Origin of the sequence: Bradyrhizobium sp. (assembly GCF_049581145.1) — a bacterium.
Taxonomy (GTDB): Bacteria; Pseudomonadota; Alphaproteobacteria; order Rhizobiales; family Xanthobacteraceae; genus Bradyrhizobium.
Genome location: NZ_JBAURI010000252.1, coordinates 1 through 5,409, shown reverse-complemented (window position 1 = coordinate 5,409; position 5,409 = coordinate 1). Strand labels below are relative to the sequence as shown.

The following is a 5,409-nucleotide window of genomic DNA, read 5'->3' as shown; positions in this document are numbered from 1 at the left end:
CTCGCCGTAAGCGCACGACATCGACGATCTTGGCAGCTTCGACGGTCAACGTGAGCTGGTCGAAAGCGACCGCATACGCCGTGACGGCTTGCGGTAACGCCGCCGCGAGCGTTTCACCGAGTTCGGTAAGCTTGCTCACTTCTGACCCTCTAGCTCTTTGACGCAATTTTCAAGGGCTTCGATCCGCTCCTCAAACTCGCCGGCGACCGGCTTGCTCAGGAGCGTGTCGGCGGTCAGAGCTTGACCAAAGCTCCTGCGCGATTCTTCCGCGCCGGCCGGGCGCTTTTCGAGCACCATGGCCAAAGCCCGCGTCTGCGCGTGGCGCGTCAAGTTTTCGCCGCGCATTTCCCGATGCAGCGGGATGATCATGTCTGCCGGATCAGTCATGGTCTCTCTCAGCGTTCGATGGTGCCGGTGCGCCGGATCTTCTTCTGCAGCAGCAGCACGCCGTACAGCAGCGCCTCCGCCGTCGGGGGGCAGCCGGGCACGTAGATATCGATGGGCACGATGCGGTCGCAGCCACGCACCACCGAGTAGGAATAATGATAGTAGCCGCCGCCATTGGCGCAGGAGCCCATCGAGATAACGTAGCGCGGCTCCGGCATCTGGTCGTAGACCTTGCGGAGCGCCGGCGCCATCTTGTTGGTCAGGGTGCCCGCGACGATCATCACGTCGGACTGGCGCGGCGAGGCGCGCGGCGCGAAGCCGAACCGCTCGACGTCATAACGCGGCATCGACACCTGCATCATCTCGACCGCGCAGCACGCAAGCCCGAACGTCATCCACATCAACGAGCCGGTACGGGCCCAGATGATGAGATCATCGGCGGCGGCCACGAAGAAGCCCTTGTCGGACAGCTCGTGATTGACCCCGAGGAAATACGGGTCGTTGGCGCCGACCGGCTTGCCGGTGGCGGGATCGAGGATGCCGGTTGCAGCGGGAGCCATTACCGTTCCGGATCGTTGAGTCGTCGAGGGGCTCAATCCCATTCGAGCGCTCCTTTCTTCCATTCATAGGCAAAGCCAATCGTGAGGACGCCCAGGAACACCAGCATCGACCAGAAGCCGGTGGCGCCGAGCTTGCCGAACGCGACCGCCCAGGGAAACAGGAACGCCACTTCGAGATCGAAGATGATGAAGAGGATGGCGACCAGGTAGAAGCGGACGTCGAATTTCATGCGGGCGTCGTCGAAGGCGTTGAAGCCGCACTCATACGCCGACAGCTTTTCGGGATCCGGTTGCTGAAACGCAACCACGAACGGCGCGATCAGAAGCGCCAGACCGATCAGGCCTGCGACCGCTATGAAAACCACGAGTGGGAGATAGTTCTGCAGGATGCCGGTCATCGGCGCCACCTTCTCCGCGGTTGGGACGCGGATTCGTCGATCGGGAATTATTGCGAGGCTTAGCGCAGCGCAACAGGAGGCGCAAGACAAGCTATTTTGAGGCGATCCGTGGCACGGGAAAACCCATACCGCATGATCCGGCATGCCCATGACGAACACCACCGACGCGCTCAGCTATCACGCCCGCGGCTGGCGCGCTTTGACGTCACTCAACTCGCCCCCGGATTTGTTCATCCTTCCCGATCAGGCACGGCGATGCGCCCGAGCAGCATCGCCGTGCCTGATCCAGTTGTTCCGGGAGGCATCGCGCCGTGGCGCTCCCAGCACCATGGCGTGCCGGGACCGACCGGACCTGCCATCTGTGCTGGGACCGCCTCGCACCGGCTTGCGAGACACCGGACCGGCAGCCCTCGATTGGTCGTGCCGATGTCCGACTACCGTCCCTCTGGAAGGCGAGGCCGCGCCCAGCGCGGCGACGCGGTGGAGATTTCCACCGAAAACTGCTCGGCCCAGCCCGCAGGAAGGTCGCCGCGCCCTACGTCTCCAGGAAAGTCTGCCCGCCCGGAACAGGGTTCATCCAGCTTTCGGCCAGGCGGCCCACGCCGGCTGGTGCGCGGTGTCAGCGCCGCTCACGACGAGGCCTGGGGTACGGTCTTCTGCAGCGCCGTCCCGCGAGGCGAGCCGACGGTGCTAGATCAGCTTCCCCGTGTATGTCTCGAGCTGGGTCCAGGCTGCCTCACCATAGGCCTTTTGCCACTGCGCATAGAAGCCGGCCTTCACCAGCGCGGCGCGGAATTGCACGGGATCCAGCTTGTTGAAGACCAAGCCCTTGGCCGTCAGTTCGGCTTGCAGCGAGCGGTCCATCTCCAACAGATCGGCGCGCTCCTTGTCGGCCGCGGCGTCGAAACTCTGGTTGACGATGTCGCGCAGATCCTGCGGCAGGCTCGCCAGCGCGGTACGATTGGCGATTACCCAGTAGCCGCTCCAGCAATGGTTCGACAGTGCGCAGTATTTCTGCACCTCGTAGAGCTTGCCGGTCGACACCTGTGCCAGCGGGTTTTCCTGACCCTCGACGATATGGGTCTGCAGCGCCGAATAGAGCTCGCTGTAACTGATGCTCGACGGCAGCGCGCCGAGGCCTGAGAACAGCGAGGTCAACAGCGCGGTGACGGGAACGCGAATCTTGAAGCCACGGAGGTCCGCGACGCTGCTCAACTGCCGGCTGGACGACGAGGTGATCTGACGAAACCCGTTGTCCCACATCTTCTTCATCGGCACGACGCCGGTCTTGACGATGGCGTCACGCACGATATCCCCGACCCCGCCGTCCATGGCAGCCCAGACCTGGTCGTAGGACTGGAAGGCGAAGCCGACGCTGGGCAGGCCCGACAGCGGCACCAGGGTCGACAGGGTCATCGAGGGCGCCGCCAGAAGCTCGATGCCGCCGGCGCGGAGCTGTGACAGCATCTCGGGATCGCCCCCGAGCTGCCCGTTGGAGAAAACCGCGACGCTGACCCGTCCCGACGACCGGGCGCCGATCTCCCGAGCGGCCTCGGTCAGCCGAACGGTCAGGGGGTGGGTGTCGGGCGTGTTGACGCCGAGCTTGAACTCGAACTCGGCGGCCGCGCTCGCCGGCCTGCCGAGGATGGTCGCCGCACCGGCGGCCGATGCCAGCCCCAGCACGCCCCTGCGGGTCATGTTTATTGATTTCATTATTGTTTTCTCCCCGGCGTCTTCTGGCGCCGGGCCGCAGTTTCCACCGAGCCGCCCTCCTCCGCAAGCGAACACGGGAACCTGGCCCCCCCGGGTGGGACGAAACCATTTTGGAAAGGCGACGAAACCGGTCTGAAACAGAGCAGGCGTACGCGTTTCTCAATGCGGCGCTTTCAGACGCCTGGAGGCTCAGATGAACCACTCGATCCAGTCAGCAGATCGTGCGACCCACCTCAAGATCGTATTCGTGGCGCTGGTGGCGGGGTTTGCAGTGGCGTCGTTCGGCATCGCCGCTCGCGGAAATGTCGACTACAGCCAGAGCGCTCAGGTGATCAAGGCCGGCAAGCCGGTGGCGCTGACGAGTTCAGATCTTTCCATGGTCCGCTGAAGCGACGCCAGATTGGACCAGTCGCGCGACCTGGCGGCCGCGCGGGTGTTTTTGCGTCAGCCGCCATTTGTGCCCGGAAGGCGAGCGCAGGCCGCCCTGCCTGCGGGTAACATGAAGCGGACACCGTTGGTCCGCTTGAGCGTGAGGCTGATGCCGCCGCCGATGTTGCTGCCAAGATCAAAGGCCATGGGCGGCTGTTGCGACGACAGGCCCGATCCGTCGTTGCCGCTCGCCATTGGCGCGCCACAGCCAGCCAGCGCCGGAAGCGCCGCGGTGGCCCGGCGGCCGCTCTCGGTGACGGTTTCAGAGACGTGCGCGAAGCCCGCGATCGGGCCGACAAGCGTCAGCTCGACAACATGCGTCACTCGGGCGCAGCCGAAGGCGATGCCGGCGGCGGATCCATCGCGGATCAATCGAACAACATGGCGGACACTGTCTCCGCGAATGATCGGCTACGCAAGAACCTGCGATCCCGTCAACGTCGCCAGCGTGCGCCGATTCGACGAAGCGCGCGCAAGGCCGCCAGGATTCTGGATGAAGGCCGGACGAACGTGTCATCACGCCGGACTCCATGACACTTTTCGGGACGGCGACTGCTGCTAAGCCATTGAAATGATGGCGCGAGAGACGGGGCTCGAACCCGCGACCTCCGGCGTGACAGGCCGGCGCTCTAACCAACTGAGCTACTCCCGCGTGGCCAGGGAGCCCGCAGAGGGGTGGACTTAAAGGGGCCACCTTTGCAAGTCAAGGACGTTGCAAAACCCCTTGTCAGACAGGGGTTTTTTCGATGCCGATGCAAATTATAGCCTGTTTTCAGGCAAATCAGCGTAGTCAGCCGCCCCCCGAATCGTTTAAGGCCTGCTACGTCTGAGGTTCACAGGGCATTGCTAACAACGAGGAGGGCCAAATATGGCAAAGAAAGCAGCGACTCCGACGACCGTGACGCTGAAACACCTGGCGGCGGCCATCGCCGAGGAGCAGGAATTGTCCAAGAAGCAGGCAGAGGGCATCCTGAACGACGTGGTCACGAAGATCACCAAGCACCTGAAAAAGGGTGAGCGGATCCGCATCGTCGGCCTCGGTATCCTGCAGGTGCGCAAGCGCGCCGCCCGCATGGGCCGCAACCCCGCCACCGGGGAGGCGATCCACATCAAGGCGAGCAAGAAGGTGGCCTTCCGCGCCGCCAAGGAGCTCAAGGAAGCGATCTGACCACGGCGCTTGCTGACCCGGCGTGGCGTCATTTCGGCAGGTTTACGCGGCCTCCGGAATGGCGCCATGTATTATGGTGCTTTCTGAGCTTCGTCTCCTGAACTGCGGTGTTTGCCTGTGATTCCAGCTTTGGCGTTCTCACACGGCGTGACCGAGCGCTTCCTGCGCTATGTGGTCATTGACACCCAGTCTGACCCCGCGTCGCCGAGCTGCCCGTCCACCGAAAAGCAGAAGGACCTCGGCCGCCTGCTCATAGCCGAGCTGCGGGAGATGGGCGTCGCGGACGCCCATCTCGATGAGCACGGCTATGTCTACGCGACCCTTGCGGCGAACACCGACAAGCGCGTCCCCGTGATCTGTTTCTGCTCGCACATGGACACCTCGCCGGACTGCACCGGCAGGAACGTCAAGCCCCAGATGGTGAAGAATTACCGCGGCGGCGATATCGTCCTTCCCGCCGACCCCACGCAGGTGATCCGCGCCGACGAGCATCCGGCGCTGCAGGACCAGATCGGCAACGACATCATCACGACCGACGGCACCACGCTGCTCGGCGCCGACAACAAGGCTGGCATAGCCGAGATCATGGACGCGGCGCATTTCCTCATCAGAAATCCGCAGATCAAGCACGGCACGGTCAAGATCCTGTTCACGCCGGACGAAGAAATCGGCCGTGGCGTCGACAAGGTCGACCTGAACAAGCTCGGCGCCGATTTCGCCTACACGATCGACGGCGAGACCGCCGGATACATCG

The 5,409-nt window shown here is 63.8% G+C and carries 8 protein-coding genes and 1 tRNA gene; 3 read left to right on the top strand and 6 right to left on the bottom strand.

Translation table 11 applies throughout. The features are described from left to right. Window positions 1–135: 135 nt before the first annotated feature. From WCB02_RS08585 to WCB02_RS08570, 4 genes are all read right to left on the bottom strand, one after another. Entirely contained in the window at window positions 136–387 is a 252-nt protein-coding gene (locus WCB02_RS08585; protein ID WP_423957505.1) for a hypothetical protein, read from the bottom strand. An 8-nt stretch (window positions 388–395) separates the two neighbouring features. Continuing rightward, a complete protein-coding gene (locus tag WCB02_RS08580; protein ID WP_423957503.1) occupies window positions 396–989 on the bottom strand; it encodes a NuoB/complex I 20 kDa subunit family protein in 594 nt (197 codons plus the stop codon). Next, the gene (locus WCB02_RS08575) at window positions 980–1,345 is read right to left on the bottom strand and encodes an NADH-quinone oxidoreductase subunit A (protein WP_423957502.1); all 366 of its coding nucleotides are present in this window, start codon (window positions 1,343–1,345) and stop codon (window positions 980–982) included. The genes WCB02_RS08580 and WCB02_RS08575 overlap by 10 nt, the downstream gene beginning before the upstream one ends. 690 nt (window positions 1,346–2,035) lie before the next feature. Further along, entirely contained in the window at window positions 2,036–3,049 is a 1,014-nt protein-coding gene (locus WCB02_RS08570) for a TRAP transporter substrate-binding protein (RefSeq protein WP_423957506.1), read from the bottom strand. Between the two features lie 202 nt (window positions 3,050–3,251). Here WCB02_RS08570 and WCB02_RS08565 point away from each other — a divergent pair, with 202 nt between their 5' ends. Next, window positions 3,252–3,446, top strand: coding sequence for a hypothetical protein (locus tag WCB02_RS08565; protein WP_423957500.1), 195 nt, complete (start codon window positions 3,252–3,254; stop codon window positions 3,444–3,446). Between the two features lie 56 nt (window positions 3,447–3,502). Here WCB02_RS08565 and WCB02_RS08560 read toward each other — a convergent pair whose 3' ends face one another. Both WCB02_RS08560 and WCB02_RS08555 read right to left on the bottom strand, forming a co-directional pair. Beyond that, window positions 3,503–3,811, bottom strand: a complete 309-nt coding sequence (locus WCB02_RS08560) for a hypothetical protein (RefSeq protein ID WP_423957499.1) — start codon at window positions 3,809–3,811, stop codon at window positions 3,503–3,505. 251 nt (window positions 3,812–4,062) lie between these two features. Next, window positions 4,063–4,139: transfer RNA gene (locus WCB02_RS08555), tRNA-Asp, on the bottom strand. 216 nt (window positions 4,140–4,355) lie between these two features. Here WCB02_RS08555 and WCB02_RS08550 point away from each other — a divergent pair. Together WCB02_RS08550 and pepT are read left to right on the top strand one after the other, a co-directional pair. After that, window positions 4,356–4,655, top strand: coding sequence for an HU family DNA-binding protein (locus WCB02_RS08550; RefSeq protein ID WP_423957497.1), 300 nt, complete (start codon window positions 4,356–4,358; stop codon window positions 4,653–4,655). A gap of 117 nt (window positions 4,656–4,772) precedes the next feature. Next, window positions 4,773–5,409 (top strand): tripeptide aminopeptidase PepT (pepT, locus tag WCB02_RS08545; RefSeq protein ID WP_423957496.1); only part of this gene is annotated, 637 nt, incomplete at its 3' end.

Excerpts from the sequence above, each read along its gene's own strand:
- WCB02_RS08585 (WP_423957505.1), bottom strand. The coding sequence starts at position 387 with ATGACTGATCCGGCAGACATGATCATCCCGCTGCATCGGGAAATGCGC.
- WCB02_RS08580 (WP_423957503.1), bottom strand. The coding sequence starts at position 989 with ATGGGATTGAGCCCCTCGACGACTCAACGATCCGGAACGGTAATGGCT.
- WCB02_RS08575 (WP_423957502.1), bottom strand. The coding sequence starts at position 1,345 with ATGACCGGCATCCTGCAGAACTATCTCCCACTCGTGGTTTTCATAGCG.
- WCB02_RS08565 (WP_423957500.1), top strand. The coding sequence starts at position 3,252 with ATGAACCACTCGATCCAGTCAGCAGATCGTGCGACCCACCTCAAGATC.
- WCB02_RS08550 (WP_423957497.1), top strand. The coding sequence starts at position 4,356 with ATGGCAAAGAAAGCAGCGACTCCGACGACCGTGACGCTGAAACACCTG.